Here is an 18,300-nt window from a genome sequence, read left to right on the forward strand (position 1 = left end):
CTCCTTCAGGGGACCGTTCCCGGTCCCCAGCCCATCAGACGGCCAGGTTGTCCATCAGGCCCATTTCGCCCGACGACATCAGCCGGTCGATGTCGACCAGGATCAGCATGCGCTCGTCCAGCGTGCCCAGCCCGATCATGTACTTCGAATCGAACGACGAACCCATGTCCGGCGCCGGCTTGATCTGCTCGGGCGTCAGCGTGGTCACGTCCGACACGCTGTCCACCACCATGCCCATGATGCGGCCCTTGATGTTCAGGATGATCACGACCGTGAACTGGTCGTATACCGGCGTGCCCAGGTTGAACTTGATGCGCATGTCCACCACCGGGATGATGATCCCGCGCAGGTTGATCACGCCCTTGATGAACTCCGGTGCGTTGGCGATCCGGGTGACCGCTTCGTAGCCGCGGATCTCCTGGACCTTCAGGATGTCGATGCCGTATTCCTCATTACCCAATTTGAACGCGAGGAATTCCTGGCCGTTGCCGAGGTGTTCCGCGCCGTCGCGCTGCGAGTCCGATTTGATATTCATGTTCATTGCGTTTCCTTGCTGTAGATCGCGCCGCTGCACGCGGCCGTATGTTTATCAAGGGTAACAGAACGCGTGCGCGAATACGAGCGCCCCGGCCGCAAATATCGCTCCAAACAACGCGCCCGCACCGATTCCGTGATCGAAAGTTAAACAGGTGTCGCGCCCACCCATCACTTCGATCCGCCACAAGCCGAAAGCGTCATGACGCCCTACAGAATTTCGTTGCCGTGCCGTAATATACGGGGGACGGAGACGAGCCCACCGAGGGTAGAAACAAAGCGCCGCTAGTTAGTGAGCGCTATCATGGAAAACATTGCAATGACTGTACTTGACGGCCTGACAGCACTCATCATCGAGCCGCATGCGGGGATGCGCGCGAGCATCCACAACATGCTGACCCTGTGCGGCCTGAACAAGGTCGACCACGCGGGCAGCTCCAACGCCGCCATCAAGCACCTTGGGCTGAAGCAGTTCGACATCATCCTGTGCGAATACGACCTGGATGGCGGCCAGGACGGCCAGCAGCTGCTGGAAGACCTGCGCCACCACAAGCTGATCAACCTGGCCACCATGTTCTTCATGGTCACCGCCGAAGGCAACTACAGCAAGGTGGTGAGCGCGGCCGAGCTGGCGCCCACCGACTACATCCTCAAGCCGTTCGCGGCCGACCGCCTGCTGGAACGCATTGCGCGCGCGCTCGAAAAGCGCAACGTGTTCATGCCGGTGTACCGCCTGATGGAATCGGGCCAGCCGCGCCGCGCGATCGAGGCCTGCATCCAGGGCTTGCCGGCCAATCCGCGCTACGCCATCGACTTCCTGCGCCTGCGCGCCGAGCTGCACATGTTCCTGGGCGAGCCTGCGGAAGCGGAGCCGATCTACAAGCAGCTGTTCGAAGCCAAGGCCATCGCCTGGGCGCGCCTCGGCCTGGCCAAGACCATGTACATGCGCGAGCGCTTCGACGAGGCGCAGGAGGTGCTGACCGAACTGGTCGCCTCCAACAACAAGTTCGTCGACGCCTACGACTGGCTGGCCAAGACCCACGCCGCGATGGGCGAACTGGGCAAGTCGCAACAGGTGCTGGCCGACGCGGTCGCGGTGTCGCCGCATGCGGTGCGCCGCCTGCGCAAGCTGGGCGAGACCGCGCTGGAGACGGGCGACGTCGACACCGCCGAGCGCACCCTCAAGCAGGTGGTGAGCAAGGCCAAGTACTCCGAGTTCCGCGATCCCGAAGACCACGTCAAACTGGTCCAGACCCTGGTCAAGAAAGGCGACCCGGTGCAGGCCGCAGCCGTGATCCGCGACCTTGAACGTTCGATGAACGGACAGCCGAATACGCCCGCCTGCAGCGCGATCTCGTCGGCCATGGTGCACGAATACACGGGCAACGAAGAGCGCCTCGACGAAGCGCTCGGCCAGGCGCTGGCTGCCTGCCGCGATGCGGTCGGACTGTCCGACAGCGTCAAGCTGGAACTGGCGCGCACCTGCCTGCAGAACAACAAGGAAGAGGGCGCGACGGAAGTGCTCGGCGAGGTGATGCGCAACGCGGGCAACAGCGCGGCGATGGCGAAGGCGATGGCGGTGCTGGAACAAGCGGGCCGCGCCGAGCTGGCGACCACGATGGCGCAGCAGGCGCGCCAGCACGTGGTGGACCTGGTGGCCACCGGCGCGAGCCGCGCGCGCGATGGCGATTACCGCGGCGCCGTGCAGCTGATGCTCGAAGCGGTCGCCAAGCTCCCTGACAACCCGCAGGTCGTCTTCAACGCCGCCGTCGCGGTGCTCAAGTGCCTGGAGAATGAAGGCTGGGACGAGCGTCTTGGCCAGCAGGCGCTGTCGCTGATCGACACCGTGCGCCGGCGCGACCCCGTCAATCCCAAGCTGCCGGCCCTGGACGGCCTGCACACGCAGATCCTCAAGAAGTACCGCAAGGTCGCCGTGGACGCATAATGGTGTGGCGCCGGCGTTTGCCGGCGCCGCTTTCCACGCCACGGACCCCAACAAAACAACAACGATATGCTCCCGGAATACCCACCCAAAGCGTCGGCCGACACGCGCCGCGTGCGCGCCGCGCTGCTCAAGAAAGTCTGCGGCGACGACGAGATGTTCGCGCTCGGCAGTTCGATCGCCCGCGTGGTGCAGATGGCATCGTCGGACGACCAGGGCACGCAGGAGCTGGCCTACTACGTGCTGTCCGACGTCGCGCTCACGCAGCGCATCCTGCGCCTGTCGAATACCGCGCAGTACCGCCGCCGCTCGGGCACGCCCGTCACGACGGTATCGCGCGCGATTTCGCTGCTCGGCTTCGACAATGTGAAGACGACCGCGCTGGCCATGCTGCTGGTCGACGCGCTGTCCAACAGCGCGCATGCGAACAGCGTGCGCGTCGAACTGGAAGCGGCACTGTGCGCGAGCCTGGTGGGCCGCGAGATGGCGCGCTTCAGCACCTATCAGGGCGCGGAAGAGGCGTCGATCGGCGCGCTCTTCAAGAACCTCGGGCCGCTGCTGGTGGCCACGCATGAGCATGAGCGCTACCGCGAGATCAACCTGATCGTCGCCGACGGCAAGCACACGCCGAACCAGGCTGCGCAGATGATCCTCGGCTGCAGCTACGACGCGCTGTCGGAAGCGGTGCTGGCCGAATGGCAGATCCCCGACCCGATCGTGCGCGCGCTGGTATCGCCCGCCGCCGGCCCGCTCAAGCCGGCGCTGAACCGCGGCGAATGGATGCGCCAGGTGGCGGCGTTCAGCCACGACGTCGCGCGCCTGCTGGGCAAGAGCGCGAACCCGGCCGCGTCCAACGAAGCGCGCGAGATGCTGGTGCGCTACGGCGCCGCGCTCAGCCTCCGGGCCGAGCCGCTGGCCGAACTGTTCGAGACCGTGCAGGACGAGATGAACGCCATGCTGCAGAGCATGAACATGGAACGCAAGCCGCGCGTGGTGGAGGAGCCGGACGACCCCGGTTCGCTGCCGGACTTCCTGCAGCTGGCCACGATGGAGTCGGCGCCGCAGCGCAACCCGGGCACGCACCCGAGCGGCAAGCCGATGAACGCGCACGAACTGCTGCTGGCCTGCGTGCAGGACGTGACCCAGCTGCGCGCGGGCGGCCAGTGCACCGCCAACGACGTGATCCTGGCGGTGCTCGACGGCCTGTACCGCAGCCTGGGCTTCCGCTTCGCGACGGTCGTGATGAAGGACGCGCGCAACATGCAGTACCGCGCGCGGGTGTCGTTCGGCGAGCGCCATGCCCAGGTGCAGGCGGAGTTCGTGTTTCCGGTGCAGTCGGCGCGCGACATCTTCCACCTGTCGATGGAGAACGATGCGGACCTGACCATCTCCGACGCGTTCACGCAGAAGATGCGCGAGCTGCTGCCGGCGTGGTACCGCAAGCTGCGCCCGGAGGCGCGCAGCTTCGTGGTGCTGCCGCTGGTGGTGAACGGGATGCGCGCCGGGCTGTTCTACGCCGACCGCGACACCACCGCGCCGGAAGGCATCACGCCCGACGAAGCCGCACTGATCAAGGCCCTCAAGAGCCAGGTCATCGCCGCCCTCTCGCCCTGACCGTCGTCCCCGCGCAGGCGGGGACCCATACGGCGCCATGCTTTTCGCGCCCCCGGTGACGAAAGTAAAAAATCACCCTTGTCGTTCCTTCTTCGACCGTTTACAATCTCGCCCCGAAGCGACGGTCAACCCATTCAACGGGATTTGTCCCGGTGAATTAGGTTGACAGTTTTTTTTTGTTGCTTCATACTCTGCGGCTCCTTGCAGGGTGGGGTGGCCGAGTGGTTAAAGGCGGCAGACTGTAAATCTGCTCTCTCTGAGTACGCTGGTTCGAATCCAGCCCCCACCACCAAAACGCGGGATCTGTAGCGGAAGTGAATTGGACCTCGCGGGTGTAGCTCAATGGTAGAGCTGAAGCCTTCCAAGCTTATGACGAGGGTTCGATTCCCTTCACCCGCTCCAAATATTTAGCCCTTGTAGCTCAGTGGTAGAGCACTCCCTTGGTAAGGGAGAGGCCACGTGTTCAATCCACGTCAAGGGCACCAGAATTCGCATCAAACAAGTAGCAGTTTCAATCGACATCGTCAGGCAGTGCCTGGTCAATCTCATCTAGTTAGGAGTCTATAATGGCAAAAGAGAAATTCGAGCGGACCAAGCCGCACGTTAACGTCGGCACCATTGGCCACGTCGACCACGGCAAGACCACCCTGACCGCTGCGATCGCAACCGTCCTGTCGAAGAAGTTCGGCGGCGAAGCTAAAGCATACGACCAGATCGACGCTGCTCCAGAAGAAAAAGCACGCGGCATCACCATCAACACCGCACACGTCGAGTACGAGACCGCAAACCGTCACTACGCTCACGTTGACTGCCCAGGCCACGCCGACTACATCAAGAACATGATTACCGGTGCAGCGCAGATGGACGGCGCGATCCTGGTTTGCTCCGCAGCTGACGGCCCAATGCCACAGACCCGCGAGCACATCCTGCTGGCACGCCAGGTTGGCGTTCCATACATCATCGTGTTCCTGAACAAGTGCGACCTGGTCGACGACGCAGAACTGCTGGAACTGGTCGAAATGGAAGTCCGCGAACTCCTGTCGAAGTACGAGTTCCCAGGCGACGACCTGCCGATCGTCAAAGGTTCGGCACGTATGGCGCTGGACGGCGACACCGGCCCACTGGGCGAACAGGCGATCATGCAGCTGGCTGAAGCCCTGGACACCTACATCCCTACCCCAGAGCGCGCAGTTGACGGCACCTTCCTGATGCCAGTCGAAGACGTGTTCTCGATCTCGGGCCGCGGTACCGTGGTGACCGGCCGTGTTGAGCGTGGCGTGATCAAGGTCGGCGAAGAAATCGAAATCGTTGGTATCGTTGACACCGTCAAGACCACCTGCACCGGCGTGGAAATGTTCCGCAAGCTGCTGGACCAGGGTCAAGCTGGCGACAACGTCGGCCTGCTGCTGCGCGGTACCAAGCGTGAAGACGTCCAGCGTGGTCAGGTTCTGGCAAAGCCAGGCTCGATCAAGCCGCACAACCACTTCACCGGTGAGATCTACGTCCTGTCGAAAGACGAAGGCGGCCGTCACACCCCGTTCTTCAACAACTACCGTCCACAGTTCTACTTCCGTACGACTGACGTGACCGGCTCGATCGAGCTGCCAGCAGACAAAGAAATGGTCATGCCAGGCGACAACGTGTCGATCACCGTCAAGCTGATCAGCCCGATCGCAATGGAAGAAGGTCTGCGCTTCGCAATCCGCGAAGGCGGCCGTACCGTCGGCGCAGGCGTGGTTGCCAAGATCATCGCCTAATAGCGAGCAGTAATTTGACGGGGGCCGGGATTCGTCCCGGCCCCTGTTGCGAGTAAAGTAGTAAGCGGCCGTTGCTGTTCACCAGCATCGCCGGACCAGGCGCTGTACAACTGGCTGCAGCCAGTGATATAATGCCTGATTCCACTTGTGGTTTTATGTAGGGGCGTAGCTCAATTGGCAGAGCGTCGGTCTCCAAAACCGAAGGTTGGGGGTTCGATGCCCTCCGCCCCTGCCACCGTCAAAGGTGCAGGGCACCGAAAGTAAAGAAATGTCTAATCAATCCGTGCAAACCGTTAGCACGCCGGGCGACAAGCTGAAAGTCGCATTGGCTGTGGTTGCAGTGATTGCAGGCGTAGTCGGGTTCTTTTTCCTGGCCGACAAACCAGCTCTGGTGCGCGCAGGCGCGCTCGTAGCTGGTTTGCTCGTTTCCGTCGCAATTCTCTGGACCTCCAGCACCGGCCGCGACTTCCTGAATTTTGCCAAGGAAGCTGTCCGCGAGACCAAGAAGGTCGTATGGCCTACGCCTAAGGAAGCCGGCCAGATCACTGGCGTCGTGTTCGCCTTTGTGGCCGTGATGGCGATTTTCCTGTGGGGCACGGACCAGATCCTCCAGTTCCTCCTGAACGCACTGATTCTCGGGAATTAAGCATGAGCGATAACGTGGAAAACGACGGCAAGCCGGCAGACGACAGCCAGATGCTGAGCGCCCCGACCGGCAACAAGCGCTGGTACGTGGTGCATGCTTACTCCGGCATGGAGAAGAGCGTCCAGCGTGCGCTGAACGAGCGCGTCGAGCGCGCCGGCATGCAGGAACAGTTTGGCCGCATCCTGGTTCCGACCGAGGAAGTGGTAGAAGTCAAGAACGGCCAGAAGTCGGTCACCGAGCGTCGTTTCTTCCCGGGCTATGTCCTGGTCGAGATGGAAATGACGGACGAGACCTGGCACCTGGTCAAGAACACGAACAAGGTCACCGGCTTCATCGGTGGCAAGTCGAACAAGCCGACCCCGATTCCTGCGCGCGAGATCGAAAAGATCATGCAGCAGATGCAGGAAGGTGTCGAGAAGCCGCGCCCGAAAGTGCTGTACGAAGTGGGCGAGCAGGTCCGCATCAAGGATGGTCCGTTCACCGACTTCAACGGCAACGTGGAAGAAGTGAACTACGAGAAGAGCAAAGTGCGCGTCTCGGTCACCATCTTCGGCCGCGCGACCCCGGTCGAACTCGAGTTCGGCCAGGTCGAAAAAGTCTAAGCAGCAAGCGCCCATTCGGAGCGCGGCCCTCAAAAGCCAATCCGTCCCAGAGGAGCCCCGCCCCGGATGCAGTCCGGCAGGTGGGGCGCTACTACTCATCCAGTAAAGGAGTGCCTGAATGGCAAAGAAAATTATTGGCTTCATCAAGCTGCAAGTGCCAGCTGGTAAAGCAAACCCATCCCCACCGATCGGCCCAGCGCTGGGTCAGCGTGGCCTGAACATCATGGAATTCTGCAAGGCGTTCAACGCCAAGACCCAGGGCATGGAACCTGGCATGCCGATTCCAGTGGTGATCACTGCGTTCGCGGACAAGTCCTTCACGTTCGACATGAAGACCCCGCCAGCGACCTACCTGATCAAGAAGTACGCCGGCATCACCAAGGGTTCGGCCAAGCCGCACACCGACAAAGTCGGTACCCTGACCCGTGCCCAGGCAGAAGAAATCGCTAAGACCAAACAGCCTGACCTGACCGCTGCCGACATGGACGCCGCTGTGCGTATCATCGCTGGCTCGGCACGTTCGATGGGCATCACGGTGGAAGGTATCTAATCATGGCAAAACTGTCCAAGCGCGTAAAAGCAATGAAGGCCAAGGTTGACCGCAACAAGGTCTATGGCTTCGACAACGCAGTCGCACTCGTCAAAGAGTTCGCAACCGCCAAGTTCAACGAATCGATCGACGTTGCTGTGCAACTCGGCGTGGACCCGAAGAAGTCGGACCAGGTGGTTCGTGGTTCCGTGGTCCTGCCAGCAGGCACCGGCAAGACCGTTCGCGTGGCTGTCTTCGCTTCCGGCGAAAAGGCTGAAGCTGCCAAGGCAGCTGGCGCCGACGTGGTCGGCATGGAAGACCTGGCAGAGCGCGTCAAAGCCGGCGACATGCCGTTCGACATCGTCATCGCGTCGCCAGACACGATGCGTATCGTCGGTACCCTGGGCCAGATCCTGGGCCCACGCGGCCTGATGCCAAACCCGAAGGTTGGCACCGTGACCCCTGACGTCGCAAATGCAGTCAAGAACGCCAAAGCCGGTCAGGTCCAGTACCGTACCGACAAGGCAGGCATCATCCACGCAACCATCGGCCGCAAGTCGTTCTCCGACGCGGACCTGAAGTCCAACCTGGTTGCGCTGATCGAAGCCCTGAACAAGGCCAAGCCAGCATCGTCGAAGGGCGTGTACCTGCGCCGCGTCGCCATCTCGTCCACCATGGGCGCTGGCGTGCGTGTCGACCAGGGTTCCCTGGCAGCGTAATGAATCAAGTCCACGCAGGTCCCTGACCTGTGTGGCGAATCTTTGGGCTGGTTGCGGTACGCAAGAAGACCGCAGCCAGGCAATCAAAGACCGTTGGGCCGAAGGCAGCAGGCAGGCTGGAGGTTAATAGATGTTCTCCCAACGCAGATGGTGTACCCGATCAAGTTTTGCAGTCTCCAAAGGACTCCTAACCTCGGACGCCGTTGTTCGAACCGATGGCAGCATGTGCTGTTCATCATTTAAGGAGGTTGACCGTGGGTCTCAATCTGAATGACAAAAAGGCCGTCGTCGCTGAAGTTTCCGCGAAAGTAGCAACCGCGCAAACGATCGTCGTGGCTGAGTATCGTGGCATCCAGGTTGGTCACTTGACGAAACTCCGTGCTACCGCGCGTTCCCAAGGTGTGTACCTGCGCGTGTTGAAAAACACGCTCGCACGTCGCTCCGTCGAGGGCACGCAGTTTGCCAACCTGGCCGACGAAATGACCGGTCCGCTGATCTACTCGATCTCGGATGACGCCGTTGCAGCAGCTAAAGTCATCGCTGACTTCGCTAAAACCAACGACAAGATGGTCGTCAAGGCAGGTAACTACGCAGGCAAGAACCTGGATAAAGCAGGTGTTGCAGCGCTGGCAAGCATTCCTTCGCGTGAAGTCCTCATCTCGCAGCTGTTGGGCGTGATGCTGGCTCCGGTGTCGGGCTTTGCACGTGGTCTGGCTGCCCTGGCAGCCAAGAAGGAAACCGAAGCGGCTTAAGCTGCTCGTTTCTTTCTTCGATCAAAACCAATCTAAGTATCACATTCGAAAAAATTAGGAGTTTTAAATGGCAATCACCAAAGACGATATCCTGAACGCAGTCAGCGAAATGTCCGTAATGGACCTGAACGACCTGGTCAAGGCATTCGAAGAAAAGTTCGGCGTGTCGGCAGCTGCAATGGCAGCACCAGCAGCAGGCGGCGGCGCAGCTGCTCCAGCAGCTGAAGAGCAGACCGAGTTCAACCTGGTCCTGACCGAAGTCGGCGCAAACAAAGTCGGCGTCATCAAGGCAGTTCGCGAAATCACCGGCCTGGGTCTGAAAGAAGCCAAGGACGTGGTTGACGGCGCACCGAAGACCGTTAAAGAAGCAATGGCAAAGGCAGACGCTGAAGCAGCTAAGAAGAAGCTGGAAGAAGCTGGCGCAAAGGCCGACCTCAAGTAATTGCAGTCCCAGGCGAGAAGGTTTCGCCTTGGAGTCAAAGCCCGAACCACTCTTCCGTAAGGAAGGGTGGTCGGCTTTGGCTCTTTTGTCGTCTCTGAAGTATTAGCAGTACGTCATCGAAGTGTCGCGCGATGGCGATAGTAGTAAAGTCTTCTTTCACCCGGCCGGGAGCGCGAGACTTGAGGATTACATAGTTAGCCGAGGACTGTGTAACCCTGAATTCTCATCCTTTCTGTCACTCACGGAGTGTCCATGCACTACTCATTTACTGAGAAGAAACGCATTCGCAAATCATTCGCGAAGCGCGCCAACGTTCACAACGTTCCCTTCCTGCTGGCTACCCAGCTCGAATCTTACGAGAACTTCTTACAGGCCGACGCACAACCGTCGTCTCGCAAGAACGAAGGCCTGCAATCCGCTTTCAGCTCGATTTTCCCGATCGTTTCGCACAACGGTTTTGCCCGTCTCGAATTCCTGTCCTACGTGCTGGGCGACCCTGCGTTTGACGTCAAGGAATGCCAACAGCGTGGCCTGACCTTCGCTTCCCCGCTGCGCGCCAAAGTGCGCCTGGTGATCCTGGACAAGGAATCGCCAACCAAGCCAGTGGTCAAGGAAATGAAGGAGCAGGAAGTCTACATGGGCGAACTGCCGCTCATGACGACCACCGGTTCGTTCGTTATCAATGGCACCGAGCGTGTCATCGTCTCGCAGCTGCACCGCTCCCCGGGCGTGTTCTTCGAACACGACCGCGGCAAGACGCACTCGTCCGGCAAGCTGCTGTTCTCGGCCCGTATCATCCCTTACCGCGGCTCGTGGCTGGACTTCGAGTTCGACCCGAAAGACATCCTGTTCTTCCGCGTCGACCGCCGCCGCAAGATGCCTGTGACGATCCTGCTGAAAGCCATCGGCATGACGCACGAGCAGATCCTCGCGAACTTCTTCGTGTTCGATAACTTCAAGCTGCGCTCCGAAGGCGCCGAGCTGGAATTCGTGGCCGAGCGCCTGCGCGGCGAAGTCGCGCGTTTCGACATCGTCGATCCGAAGTCCGGCAAGACCATCGTCACCAAGGACAAGCGCATCAACTCCAAGCACGTGCGCGACATCGAAGGCGCGGGCATCAAGCACATCTCGGTACCGGAAGACTACCTGGTGGGCCGCGTGCTGGCGAAGAACATCGTCGATCCTGAAACCGGCGAAGTCATCGCCAACGCGAACGACGAGCTGACCGACGAACTGCTGGCCAAGCTGCGCGACGCCAACATCACCGACATCCAGACGCTGTACACCAACGACCTGGACCAGGGCGCGTACATCTCGCAGACCCTGCGCATCGACGACACCGCCGACCAGATGGCCGCGCGCATCGCGATCTACCGCATGATGCGTCCTGGCGAGCCGCCAACGGAAGAATCGGTCGAAGCCCTGTTCAACGGCCTGTTCTACAGCGCCGAGCGCTACGACCTGTCGGCCGTCGGCCGCATGAAGTTCAACCGCCGCATCGGCCGCGACGAACTGACCGGCGCGATGACGCTGTCGAACGAAGACGTGCTGGCCGTGATCAAGATCCTGGTCGAGCTGCGCAATGGCCGTGGCGAAGTGGACGACATCGACCACCTCGGCAACCGCCGCGTGCGTTGCGTCGGCGAACTGGCGGAAAACCAGTTCCGCGCCGGCCTGGTGCGCGTCGAGCGCGCCGTCAAGGAACGCCTCGGCCAGGCCGAAGCGGACAACCTGATGCCGCACGACCTGATCAACTCCAAGCCGATCTCGGCTGCCATCCGCGAATTCTTCGGCTCCTCGCAGCTGTCGCAGTTCATGGACCAGACCAACCCGCTGTCGGAGATCACCCACAAGCGCCGCGTCTCGGCACTGGGCCCTGGCGGCCTGACCCGCGAACGTGCAGGCTTCGAGGTGCGCGACGTGCACCCGACCCACTACGGCCGCGTGTGCCCGATCGAAACGCCTGAAGGCCCGAACATCGGCCTGATCAACTCGCTCGCACTGTTCGCGCGCCTGAACGAATACGGCTTCCTGGAAACCCCGTACCGCAAGGTCGAAGGTTCCAAGGTCACCGACAAGATCGACTACCTGTCCGCGATCGAAGAGGGCCGCTACATCATCGCCCAGGCAAACGCCAAGATCAACGAAGCAGGCCAGCTGATCGACGAACTGGTGTCGGCACGTGAAGCCGGCGAAACCATCCTGGTCTCGCCAGAGCGCATCCAGTACATGGACGTCGCTCCAGGCCAGATCGTGTCCGTCGCAGCGTCGCTGATTCCGTTCCTCGAGCACGATGACGCGAACCGTGCACTGATGGGCGCCAACATGCAGCGCCAGGCAGTTCCTTGCCTGCGTCCTGAGAAGGCATTCGTCGGTACCGGCATCGAGCGCACCGTGGCAGTCGACTCCGGCACCACCGTGCAGGCACTGCGCGGCGGCGTGGTCGACTACATCGACGCGGGCCGTGTCGTGATCCGCGTGAACGACGACGAAGCGCAGGCTGGCGAAGTCGGCGTGGACATCTACAACCTGATCAAGTACACCCGTTCGAACCAGAACACCAACATCAACCAGCGTCCGATCGTGCAAGTGGGCGACCGCGTTGCGCGCGGCGACGTCATCGCCGACGGCGCATCGACCGACCTGGGCGAACTGGCACTCGGCCAGAACATGCTGGTGGCGTTCATGCCATGGAACGGCCTGAACTTCGAAGACTCGATCCTGATCTCGGAAAACGTGGTCAAGGACGACCGCTACACCTCGATCCACATCGAAGAGCTGTCGGTGGTAGCCCGCGACACCAAGCTCGGTGCGGAAGAGATCACCCGCGACATCTCGAACCTGGCTGAAAACCAGCTGGCACGCCTGGACGAATCGGGCATCGTGTACATCGGCGCCGAAGTGCAGGCTGGCGACACGCTGGTCGGTAAAGTTACGCCGAAGGGCGAGACCCAGCTGACGCCGGAAGAGAAGCTGCTGCGCGCGATCTTCGGCGAAAAGGCATCGGACGTGAAAGACACCTCGCTGCGCGTGCCTTCGGGCATGGTCGGCACCGTCATCGACGTGCAGGTGTTCACCCGCGAAGGCATCGTCCGCGACAAGCGCGCACAGCAGATCATCGACGATGAACTGAAGCGCTATCGCCTCGACCTGAACGACCAGCTGCGTATCGTGGAAGGCGACGCCTTCCAGCGACTGGAGCGCATGCTGATCGGCAAGACCGTCAACGGCGGTCCGAAGAAGCTGGCCAAGGGCGCCAAGATCACCAAGGAATACCTGGACGACCTGGACAAGTACCACTGGTTCGACATCCGCCCTGCGGACGACGATGCGGCGACCGCACTCGAAGCGATCAAGGAATCGATCGGCGAGAAGCGCCACCAGTTCGACCTGGCCTTCGAAGAGAAGCGCAAGAAGCTCACGCAAGGCGACGAGCTGCAGCCTGGCGTGCAGAAGATGGTCAAGGTCTACCTGGCTGTCAAGCGCCGCCTGCAGTCGGGCGACAAGATGGCAGGCCGCCACGGTAACAAGGGTGTGGTCTCGCGTATCGTTCCGGTGGAAGACATGCCATTCATGGCAGACGGCACCCCGGCAGACGTCGTGCTGAACCCGCTGGGCGTTCCATCGCGTATGAACGTCGGCCAGATCCTCGAAACCCACCTCGGCTGGGCAGCGAAGGGCCTGGGCCTGCGTATCGGCGAGATGATTGCGGCGAAGGCCAAGATCGACGACCTGCGCAGGTTCCTGATCCAGATCTACAACGAAACCGGCAAGCCGGAAGACATCGAAAACTTCAGCGACGAAGAAATCGTCACGCTGGCGGAGAACCTGAAGAAGGGCGTGCCGTTCGCGACCCCGGTGTTCGACGGTGCACACGAATCCGAGATCAAGCGCATGCTCGACCTCGCGTATCCGGAGCCGATCGCCAAGCTGCTGGGCATGACCCCGTCCAAGAACCAGGTCACGATGTACGACGGCCGCACCGGCGAAGCATTCGAGCGCAAGGTCACCGTGGGCTACATGCACATGCTGAAGCTGCACCACCTGGTGGACGACAAGATGCACGCGCGTTCGACCGGTCCTTACTCGCTCGTCACGCAGCAGCCACTGGGCGGTAAAGCCCAGTTCGGCGGCCAGCGCTTCGGTGAGATGGAGGTGTGGGCACTGGAAGCGTACGGCGCATCGTACGTGCTGCAAGAGATGCTGACCGTGAAGTCGGACGACGTGAACGGCCGTACCAAGGTGTACGAGAACCTGGTCAAGGGCGACCACGTGATCGACGCCGGCATGCCGGAATCGTTCAACGTCCTGCTGAAGGAAATCCGTTCGCTCGGTATCGACATGGACCTCGAGCGCAACTAATTGGGGAAGGGGTCTGTCCCTCCGGGACCTGCCCCATGCCTTTGTAGTAGAAGTCTCCCCAACGAAGCATTACGAATTTACTGGAGTGATAGATGAAAGCACTGCTCGATCTATTCAAGCAAGTCCAACAAAACGAGAGCTTTGACGCGATCAAGATCGGTCTGGCCTCGCCCGAGAAAATCCGTTCGTGGTCCTACGGCGAAGTCAAGAAGCCGGAAACCATCAACTACCGCACCTTCAAGCCTGAGCGCGACGGCCTGTTCTGCGCCAAGATCTTTGGCCCGATCAAGGACTACGAGTGCCTGTGCGGCAAGTACAAGCGCCTGAAGCACCGCGGCGTCATCTGCGAGAAGTGCGGCGTCGAAGTCACGCTGGCCAAGGTGCGCCGTGAGCGCATGGGCCACATCGAACTGGCTTCGCCAACCGCGCACATCTGGTTCCTGAAGTCGCTGCCGTCGCGCCTGGGCATGGTCCTGGACATGACCCTGCGCGACATCGAACGCGTGCTGTACTTCGAAGCATATGTCGTGACCGATCCTGGCATGACTCCGCTGAAGAAGTGCCAGATCATGTCGGAAGACGACTACGCCGCCAAGTACGAAGAGTACGGCGACGACTTCACCGCATTCATGGGCGCCGAAGGCATCCGTGAGCTGCTGCGCTCGATCGACATCCACCGCGATGCCGAAGCGCTGCGCGTGGAACTGAAAGAGTCGAAGTCCGAAGCGAAGATCAAGAAATACGCCAAGCGCCTGAAAGTGCTCGAGGCATTCCAGCGTTCGGGCATCAAGCCTGAGTGGATGATCATGGAAGTGCTGCCGGTGCTGCCGCCGGAACTGCGCCCGCTGGTCCCGCTGGACGGCGGCCGCTTTGCGACCTCCGACCTGAACGACCTGTATCGCCGCGTCATCAACCGTAACAACCGCCTGAAGCGCCTGATGGAACTGCGCGCTCCGGAGATCATTACGCGTAACGAAAAGCGCATGCTGCAGGAAGCAGTCGACTCGCTGCTGGACAACGGCCGTCGCGGCAAGGCGATGACCGGCGCGAACAAGCGTCCGCTCAAGTCGCTGGCTGAAATGATCAAGGGTAAAGGCGGCCGTTTCCGTCAGAACCTGCTGGGCAAGCGCGTCGACTACTCGGGCCGTTCGGTCATCGTGGTCGGTCCTCAGCTCAAGCTGCACCAGTGCGGCCTGCCAAAGCTGATGGCGCTGGAACTGTTCAAGCCATTCATCTTCAACAAGCTGGAACTGATGGGTCTCGCGACCACCATCAAGGCCGCCAAGAAGCTGGTGGAAGTGCAGGAACCAGTCGTGTGGGACATCCTGGAAGACGTCATCAAGGAACACCCGGTGATGCTGAACCGTGCGCCTACGCTGCACCGTCTCGGTATCCAGGCGTTCGAGCCGGTCCTGATCGAAGGCAAGGCAATCCAGCTGCACCCGCTGGTCTGCGCAGCGTTCAACGCTGACTTCGACGGTGACCAGATGGCAGTCCACGTGCCGCTGTCCATCGAAGCACAGATGGAAGCGCGCACCCTGATGCTCGCATCGAACAACATCCTGTTCCCGTCCAACGGCGAACCGTCGATCGTTCCGTCGCAGGATATCGTGCTGGGTCTGTACTACGCGACCCGCGAAGCGATCAACGCGAAGAACGAAGGCATGCTGTTCCCGGACGTGTCGGAAGTCATCCGCGCGTACGACAACAAGGAAGTCGAGCTGACCACGCGTATCACCGTGCGTATCGTGGAGTTCCCGAAGAACGCCGAGACCGGCGAATTCGAGCGCACCGTGACCCGCTACGAGACCACCGTCGGCCGTGCGATCCTGTCCGAGATCCTGCCGAAGGGCCTGCCATTCTCCGTGCTGAACCGCGCGCTGAAGAAGAAGGAAATCTCGAAGCTGATCAACACCTCGTTCCGCAAGTGCGGCCTGCGTGCAACCGTTGTCTTCGCCGACAAGCTGATGCAGTCGGGCTTCCGCCTGGCGACCCGCGCGGGTATCTCGATCGCCGTGGACGACATGCTGATCCCGCCGCAGAAAGCGACCCTGATCGCGACTGCGGAATCGGAAGTCAAGCAGATCGAACAGCAGTACGCATCCGGTCTGGTGACCGCGGGCGAGCGTTACAACAAGGTCGTCGACATCTGGGGCAAGACCTCCGATGAAGTCGGCAAGGCGATGATGGACCAGCTGAAGGTGGAAGACGTCGTCAAGCGCGACGGCAGCACCGGCGTGCAGGAATCGTTCAACGCGATTTACATGATGGCCGACTCGGGTGCACGTGGTTCCGCAGCCCAGATCCGCCAGCTGGCCGGTATGCGAGGCCTGATGGCCAAGCCGGACGGTTCGATTATCGAAACGCCGATTACCGCGAACTTCCGCGAAGGCCTGAACGTTCTGCAGTACTTCATCTCGACGCACGGCGCCCGTAAGGGTCTGGCCGACACCGCGCTGAAGACCGCGAACTCGGGTTACCTGACCCGTCGACTCGTCGACGTGACCCAGGACCTGGTGGTGACCGAAGACGATTGCGGCACTTCCAACGGCACGCTGATGAAGGCGATGGTCGAAGGCGGTGAAGTCATCGAAGCGCTGCGCGACCGTATCCTCGGCCGCGTGGCGGGCAACGACGTGGTCAATCCTGAGACCCAGGAAACCGTGTACGAAGCCGGCACCCTGCTGGACGAAGACATGGTCGAAGAGATCGAGCGCCTGGGCATCGACGAAGTCAAGGTCCGCACCCCGCTGACCTGCGACACCCGTTATGGCCTGTGCGCGAAGTGCTACGGCCGTGACCTGGGCCGCGGCCTGCTGGTCAACTCCGGCGAAGCAGTCGGCGTGGTGGCAGCGCAGTCGATCGGTGAGCCGGGTACCCAGCTGACCATGCGTACCTTCCACATCGGTGGTGCGGCATCGCGTGCAGCAGTGGCATCGTCGGTGGAAGCCAAGTCGAACGGCACCATCCGCTTTACCGCGGCAATGCGTTACGTCACCAACGGCAAGGGCGCCCAGATCGTCATTTCCCGTTCCGGCGAAGTGCTGATCACCGACGACCATGGCCGCGAGCGCGAGCGCCACAAGGTGCCGTACGGCGCGACCCTGAACGTCAAGGACGGCATGACTGTGAAAGCAGGCACGCCGCTGGCAACGTGGGATCCGCTGACCCGTCCGATCATTACCGAGTACGCGGGCACGATCAAGTTCGAAAACGTGGAAGAGGGCGTCACCGTCGCTCGCCAAGTGGACGAAGTGACCGGCCTGTCGACCCTGGTGGCGATCGACGCGAAGCGCCGCGGTTCCGTGGGCAAGACCGTGCGTCCGCAGGTCAAGCTGCTGAACGAGGCAGGCGAAGAAGTCAAGATCGCCGGCACCGAACACAGCGTGACCATCGGCTTCCAGGTCGGCGCGCTGATCATGGTGAAGGACGGCCAGCAAGTGTCCGTGGGTGAGGTTCTGGCGCGTATCCCGACCGAATCGCAGAAGACCCGCGACATTACCGGCGGTCTGCCACGCGTGGCGGAACTGTTTGAAGCACGTTCGCCGAAAGACGCGGGCATGCTGGCGGAAGTCACCGGTACCGTGGCGTTCGGCAAAGAGACCAAGGGCAAGCAGCGCCTGGAAATCACCGACATGGACGGGAACAAGCACGAGTTCCTGATTACCAAGGACAAGCAAGTGCTGGTGCACGACGGCCAGGTGGTGAACAAGGGCGAGATGATCGTGGACGGCCCGGCCGATCCACAGGACATCCTGCGCCTGCTGGGCATCGAAGCGCTGGCTCGCTACATCGTCGACGAAGTGCAGGACGTGTACCGTCTGCAGGGCGTGAAGATCAACGACAAGCACATCGAGGTGATCGTTCGCCAGATGCTGCGCCGTGTCCAGATCACCAACGCCGGCGACACCGACTACATCGTCGGCGAGCAGGTGGAGCGTTCGGAACTGCTGGAAGAGAACGACCGCATGGTGGCAGAGAACAAGCTGCCTGCGACGTACGAGAACGTGCTGCTGGGTATTACCAAGGCATCGCTGTCGACCGACTCGTTCATCTCCGCAGCGTCGTTCCAGGAAACGACCCGCGTGCTGACCGAAGCGGCGATCATGGGCAAGCGCGACGGCCTGCGTGGCCTGAAGGAAAACGTGATCGTCGGCCGCCTGATTCCTGGCGGTACGGGTCTCGCCTTCCACCGCGCCCGCCGCGAGAAGGAAGTGTGGGAAGCGGAAGAGCGCAAGGCGCTGCTGGAGCAGGAGAAGCTGAACATGGCTTCGGAACTGCAGGCGCTGGAAGATGCTTCCGTGGCTGCGCAGCAGCATCACGACGACGAAGCGTAATCAGCTTCATCGCAAACAAGAACGGCACCTTCGGGTGCCGTTTTTTTAATCATCGATCTGATCG

Annotated in this window: 12 protein-coding genes and 4 tRNA genes; 15 read left to right on the top strand and 1 reads right to left on the bottom strand. The window is 61.3% G+C overall.

Annotated elements, in window-relative coordinates; translation table 11 throughout:
* Nucleotides 1-34 precede the first annotated feature (34 nt).
* The gene (locus ACFSQR_RS02215) at nt 35-535 is read right to left on the bottom strand and encodes a chemotaxis protein CheW (protein WP_377728293.1); all 501 of its coding nucleotides are present in this window, start codon (nt 533-535) and stop codon (nt 35-37) included.
* Nucleotides 536-853: 318 nt separating this feature from the next.
* Here ACFSQR_RS02215 and ACFSQR_RS02220 point away from each other — a divergent pair, with 318 nt between their 5' ends.
* The 15 genes from ACFSQR_RS02220 to rpoC all read left to right on the top strand — a co-directional run bounded on the left by ACFSQR_RS02220 (nt 854) and on the right by rpoC (nt 18,236).
* Nucleotides 854-2,479 (top strand): tetratricopeptide repeat protein, encoded by a 1,626-nt coding sequence (locus ACFSQR_RS02220; RefSeq protein ID WP_377727623.1) that lies wholly within the window; start codon nt 854-856, stop codon nt 2,477-2,479.
* A 66-nt stretch (nt 2,480-2,545) separates the two neighbouring features.
* Nucleotides 2,546-4,090 (top strand): HDOD domain-containing protein, encoded by a 1,545-nt coding sequence (locus ACFSQR_RS02225; RefSeq protein WP_377727626.1) that lies wholly within the window; start codon nt 2,546-2,548, stop codon nt 4,088-4,090.
* Between the two features lie 207 nt (nt 4,091-4,297).
* Nucleotides 4,298-4,382 (top strand) — tRNA-Tyr (locus tag ACFSQR_RS02230).
* Nucleotides 4,383-4,418: 36 nt separating this feature from the next.
* Nucleotides 4,419-4,492 (top strand) — tRNA-Gly (locus ACFSQR_RS02235).
* Between the two features lie 8 nt (nt 4,493-4,500).
* A tRNA-Thr gene (locus ACFSQR_RS02240) sits at nt 4,501-4,575 on the top strand.
* 81 nt (nt 4,576-4,656) lie between these two features.
* Nucleotides 4,657-5,847, top strand: coding sequence for an elongation factor Tu (gene tuf, locus ACFSQR_RS02245; RefSeq protein WP_377727628.1), 1,191 nt, complete (start codon nt 4,657-4,659; stop codon nt 5,845-5,847).
* Between the two features lie 159 nt (nt 5,848-6,006).
* Nucleotides 6,007-6,082: transfer RNA gene (locus tag ACFSQR_RS02250), tRNA-Trp, on the top strand.
* Between the two features lie 33 nt (nt 6,083-6,115).
* On the top strand, nt 6,116-6,493 hold the full coding sequence (gene secE / locus ACFSQR_RS02255; protein ID WP_377727630.1) for a preprotein translocase subunit SecE: 378 nt from the start codon (nt 6,116-6,118) through the stop codon (nt 6,491-6,493).
* 2 nt (nt 6,494-6,495) lie between these two features.
* Nucleotides 6,496-7,095, top strand: coding sequence for a transcription termination/antitermination protein NusG (gene nusG, locus ACFSQR_RS02260; protein ID WP_377727632.1), 600 nt, complete (start codon nt 6,496-6,498; stop codon nt 7,093-7,095).
* 118 nt (nt 7,096-7,213) lie between these two features.
* The gene (gene rplK / locus ACFSQR_RS02265; protein ID WP_377727634.1) at nt 7,214-7,645 is read left to right on the top strand and encodes a 50S ribosomal protein L11; all 432 of its coding nucleotides are present in this window, start codon (nt 7,214-7,216) and stop codon (nt 7,643-7,645) included.
* Nucleotides 7,646-7,647: 2 nt separating this feature from the next.
* The gene (rplA, locus tag ACFSQR_RS02270) at nt 7,648-8,343 is read left to right on the top strand and encodes a 50S ribosomal protein L1 (RefSeq protein ID WP_377727637.1); all 696 of its coding nucleotides are present in this window, start codon (nt 7,648-7,650) and stop codon (nt 8,341-8,343) included.
* A 215-nt stretch (nt 8,344-8,558) separates the two neighbouring features.
* Nucleotides 8,559-9,095, top strand: coding sequence for a 50S ribosomal protein L10 (gene rplJ / locus ACFSQR_RS02275; protein ID WP_377728294.1), 537 nt, complete (start codon nt 8,559-8,561; stop codon nt 9,093-9,095).
* 67 nt (nt 9,096-9,162) lie between these two features.
* Nucleotides 9,163-9,537, top strand: coding sequence for a 50S ribosomal protein L7/L12 (gene rplL, locus ACFSQR_RS02280; RefSeq protein WP_377727639.1), 375 nt, complete (start codon nt 9,163-9,165; stop codon nt 9,535-9,537).
* A 252-nt stretch (nt 9,538-9,789) separates the two neighbouring features.
* Nucleotides 9,790-13,899, top strand: coding sequence for a DNA-directed RNA polymerase subunit beta (gene rpoB, locus ACFSQR_RS02285; protein WP_377727641.1), 4,110 nt, complete (start codon nt 9,790-9,792; stop codon nt 13,897-13,899).
* Nucleotides 13,900-13,991: 92 nt separating this feature from the next.
* Nucleotides 13,992-18,236 carry a DNA-directed RNA polymerase subunit beta' gene (gene rpoC, locus ACFSQR_RS02290; protein WP_377727643.1) on the top strand — a complete coding sequence of 1,415 codons (4,245 nt, stop codon included), beginning with the start codon at nt 13,992-13,994 and terminating at the stop codon, nt 18,234-18,236.
* The last annotated feature ends 64 nt before the right edge of the window (nt 18,237-18,300 follow it).

The organism is Pseudoduganella sp. GCM10020061 (assembly GCF_042683405.1).
Lineage (GTDB): Bacteria > Pseudomonadota > Gammaproteobacteria > Burkholderiales > Burkholderiaceae_D > Telluria.

Excerpts from the sequence above, each read along its gene's own strand:
- ACFSQR_RS02215 (WP_377728293.1), bottom strand. The coding sequence starts at position 535 with ATGAATATCAAATCGGACTCGCAGCGCGACGGCGCGGAACACCTCGGC.
- ACFSQR_RS02220 (WP_377727623.1), top strand. The coding sequence starts at position 854 with ATGACTGTACTTGACGGCCTGACAGCACTCATCATCGAGCCGCATGCG.
- ACFSQR_RS02225 (WP_377727626.1), top strand. The coding sequence starts at position 2,546 with ATGCTCCCGGAATACCCACCCAAAGCGTCGGCCGACACGCGCCGCGTG.
- tuf (WP_377727628.1), top strand. The coding sequence starts at position 4,657 with ATGGCAAAAGAGAAATTCGAGCGGACCAAGCCGCACGTTAACGTCGGC.
- secE (WP_377727630.1), top strand. The coding sequence starts at position 6,116 with ATGTCTAATCAATCCGTGCAAACCGTTAGCACGCCGGGCGACAAGCTG.
- nusG (WP_377727632.1), top strand. The coding sequence starts at position 6,496 with ATGAGCGATAACGTGGAAAACGACGGCAAGCCGGCAGACGACAGCCAG.
- rplK (WP_377727634.1), top strand. The coding sequence starts at position 7,214 with ATGGCAAAGAAAATTATTGGCTTCATCAAGCTGCAAGTGCCAGCTGGT.
- rplA (WP_377727637.1), top strand. The coding sequence starts at position 7,648 with ATGGCAAAACTGTCCAAGCGCGTAAAAGCAATGAAGGCCAAGGTTGAC.
- rplJ (WP_377728294.1), top strand. The coding sequence starts at position 8,559 with ATGGCAGCATGTGCTGTTCATCATTTAAGGAGGTTGACCGTGGGTCTC.
- rplL (WP_377727639.1), top strand. The coding sequence starts at position 9,163 with ATGGCAATCACCAAAGACGATATCCTGAACGCAGTCAGCGAAATGTCC.
- rpoB (WP_377727641.1), top strand. The coding sequence starts at position 9,790 with ATGCACTACTCATTTACTGAGAAGAAACGCATTCGCAAATCATTCGCG.
- rpoC (WP_377727643.1), top strand. The coding sequence starts at position 13,992 with ATGAAAGCACTGCTCGATCTATTCAAGCAAGTCCAACAAAACGAGAGC.